Consider the following 2,978-nt stretch of genomic DNA (forward strand, 5'->3'; position numbering starts at 1 on the left):
AAAACTAAATTTCTTTACGGGTTCCCGTAGACCATATATCTAACCGAATTAAAGTTCATAACTACTCAATCATCCACTCGAAATTTATTCATTCACTCTCTCATTTGATCATTCAATCATTCTCTTTCCCCCATCTCCCAACTCAAACCCATTTCTTCCTCTTCAACCTTTATAGCCGCTTCCTTCAATGCCTCGATAAACTCCACTTCTACCCCATCCTTTAAATGCATACATTTTATAATCTGGCAGGCAAAATACCTGCGGTCTTCCTTGCGGTGTCCATCATAAAGATAGGAAATCCCGACTGCTACAAACACAGCCCTTTCGCCTTCCATTTCTATGGGAATAGCCACTTTAGCCCCTGGAAATTCGTCCAGATCGAGTGATACTTTAAGATCATGAACCTTCAAAATTTCGTAATGGCCGGTCTGTAAATCGAGGTTAAATACCATCACCTGTAACATATATGCATCAGATCGGCCCACAGCCTTTACAAAATGCCCGGTTGCGAGTTTCGGTACCCGCAAACCTATAAAACCATTGTCCTGCAAGGTAATTTTAGGCACTTGCAGCAGCAGGTTGCCCAGGCTCGTATAGGCATTAAATTCAAAACCTTCCATAAGTTTAAGGTTGCCATCGGAGATTTTCTTATGGCCTGCATGGGCAGCAGGAATACTTTTAAAAACGGCATGCATTCTTTTCGTTAAGCGGGTGGTGAGATCGCCGGTGCCATAATCTTTTACCACGGCTGCAAAGGCTTTACGGATATAAGCCGCATTTCTGCTGGCCTCACCAAAGTCTTTAGCGCTTTTTTTGCTGTTCTCAGTAAGTTGATGCGTAAGCGGTTTGCTTCTCACAACGTCTTTTTTACCCCTCCGGTAAAAAATAAAATCTCCCACTTGTCCGGAAAATCTAACAATCCCATTTAATGTAGCCATAATTCTGTATATTTGGTTTAATCCAGGGATTGATCAATCCAATATACCAATTTTCCATTTATTTCCAGCAAACCAATCCGTATCAAGTCCGACTCAAGTCCGTGTGCAGTCCGTGTTTCGGCTATGTCTGCCTGCACCCTGCTTCTACCATGCTTCAGGTCTGCTCCCACCATGCTTCGCTAATGGGAAAAGTAAACACAAGCAAATATCCTGCTTTGGGACAGCAATAGGCTAGGAAGATGGTATAGCGGAGGGAATAAATTGCTATAGCCTACCCGAACAAGATACAAATCTGTCAGGTTATCTTCACAGTTGATGATGGAAGAGAGGTTATCCCATCGTCACGAGAAGAACGCCTGTCAACACTCCCGCCATTGGCAACAGCTCCCGGTCTGCTTAAAATATCTGGACTAAATTGCCGTTCCGATCAAGTTGTACAGAAGAACCTACTCTGCGCTCTTTATTCAATTTTTGGTATCCGGTATGAATGATCACTTCCACGAAATCCTGGGCATCTTCATGAGGCGTAAAAGTCAATATGTTCATGGTAGGCACCATGATCTCGGCCATAATAGTGCGGTAACCAACACTGCTTACCTTGAAGAACTATTTCCCTGCTTTCAACTGTTAGTTAAAAATACCTGATGAAATAAGTAGAAATCTTCAGGTTCTGTTTATGAGTTCCAAGTAACGCCTATTTACTTGTTCGTTCTTGACACAAATAGTTATTATCTTCTCATAGATAAGTAGCTAGACGCTTTCTTTTTTTCATCTGTAGAATTGAAAGCCTTTTTTTTGACTTTTTTATATTGATGGTAATAGTACCAAAAATTTAGAAGTGTAGCACCTGATAAGAAAAAGACATAATAATTTTTTTCAGTACATATTATCATAATTGATATGATAAACAACAGGGAATTCAATATGATGAAAAGCAACTTCATACTGGCTTTATTTTTTGGGCTGCGATGAGTTAATATTTTGATTTTAATTTGTAAACATTCAGATACCTAATTTTTGAATTATTTATTCTTTCTGAGCCAAATTAAGGCTTTTTTGATTTTTAAATCATCATTCAGGTTTTCGAAGTCATCACCATTAAGAACCTTGAAATCTGGTATTAGATACTTAGGATAAATTTTTCCATTACGATCTGCTGCATAATCTACAGCTAAATTGAGGCCTGAATACTCATTTAATTTAAAGCCTAAATTACTCGTCGTGTAACCACCACTTTGTTCGCCAATAATAACCGACTTCCTTCGGCCAATGAAAGAGATGGCGGTCATTTCACCCGAACTTGCAGTATTCCCACTAATTAAAAGCGCCACAGGTATATCTTTTTTAATTGGATAGCCGCTATATTTTATTGGTGACACCTTAACTGAATCAACATAAAAGCTGCCATTTTTAATAATCCACGCTCCATCAGGCTCGTTAGTGGAGGTGAGAAATCCACCAACTTTCCCTTCTCCAATTAAATCGCTTAAACCCGCGATCATGGGATACATATTGCCTCCGGTATTTACTCTCAGATCAATAACCCACCCTTTGATATCCTGGTTATTGATTTTGGATATGGCATTTTTAATTTCTTTAGCGATGCTATCCATTTGCTTCCCTCTGAAATCGGTATTTCCAGGAATTAAAATGTAGGCAATATCTTTAGTAATCTTTTCTGCATGAACAGATTGATACTTTTTTGTAGCAGTGGCTACAGTGTTGTTTACAGGGTTAGCTGCCTTTTTATTCCAACTATAGGTTTTCCCTCTAAATTTTAAACTACCGTGATGATCATCAATTTGCTCGAATATGTAAGGATACAGATGTAAAATATCTTCATAACGATTTGCTCCAACTGCTTTTGAATACACATTTGAACGTAAATCATTCCAATTTACTTTAGTATTCAGAGAATGCTTTCTAATAATATTTAAACTGCTATCTAAGTAAGCTCTTACGCTATCGGCCATCAATGATTTTTCATTCTGAGCTTTTGCTATCCATGGTGTGAATAGTATAATTACTATTAAATTCGTT

The 2,978-nt window shown here is 38.4% G+C and carries 3 protein-coding genes; all 3 read right to left on the minus strand.

What is annotated here, in order from left to right; genetic code table 11:
• Window positions 1–116: 116 nt before the first annotated feature.
• Entirely contained in the window at window positions 117–938 is an 822-nt protein-coding gene (locus ON09_RS23300; RefSeq protein WP_010603475.1) for a hypothetical protein, read from the minus strand.
• Between the two features lie 396 nt (window positions 939–1,334).
• Complete coding sequence (locus ON09_RS25340) at window positions 1,335–1,508, minus strand: hypothetical protein (protein WP_157259064.1); 174 nt, start codon at window positions 1,506–1,508, stop codon at window positions 1,335–1,337.
• Between the two features lie 452 nt (window positions 1,509–1,960).
• Window positions 1,961–2,978: S41 family peptidase (locus tag ON09_RS23305; protein WP_010603476.1), on the minus strand; the 1,018-nt coding region annotated here is incomplete at its 5' end.

This window comes from Pedobacter agri PB92, from assembly GCF_000258495.1.
GTDB classification, from domain to species: domain Bacteria; phylum Bacteroidota; class Bacteroidia; order Sphingobacteriales; family Sphingobacteriaceae; genus Pedobacter; species Pedobacter agri.

Excerpts from the sequence above, each read along its gene's own strand:
- ON09_RS23300 (WP_010603475.1), bottom strand. The coding sequence starts at position 938 with ATGGCTACATTAAATGGGATTGTTAGATTTTCCGGACAAGTGGGAGAT.
- ON09_RS25340 (WP_157259064.1), bottom strand. The coding sequence starts at position 1,508 with ATGGCCGAGATCATGGTGCCTACCATGAACATATTGACTTTTACGCCT.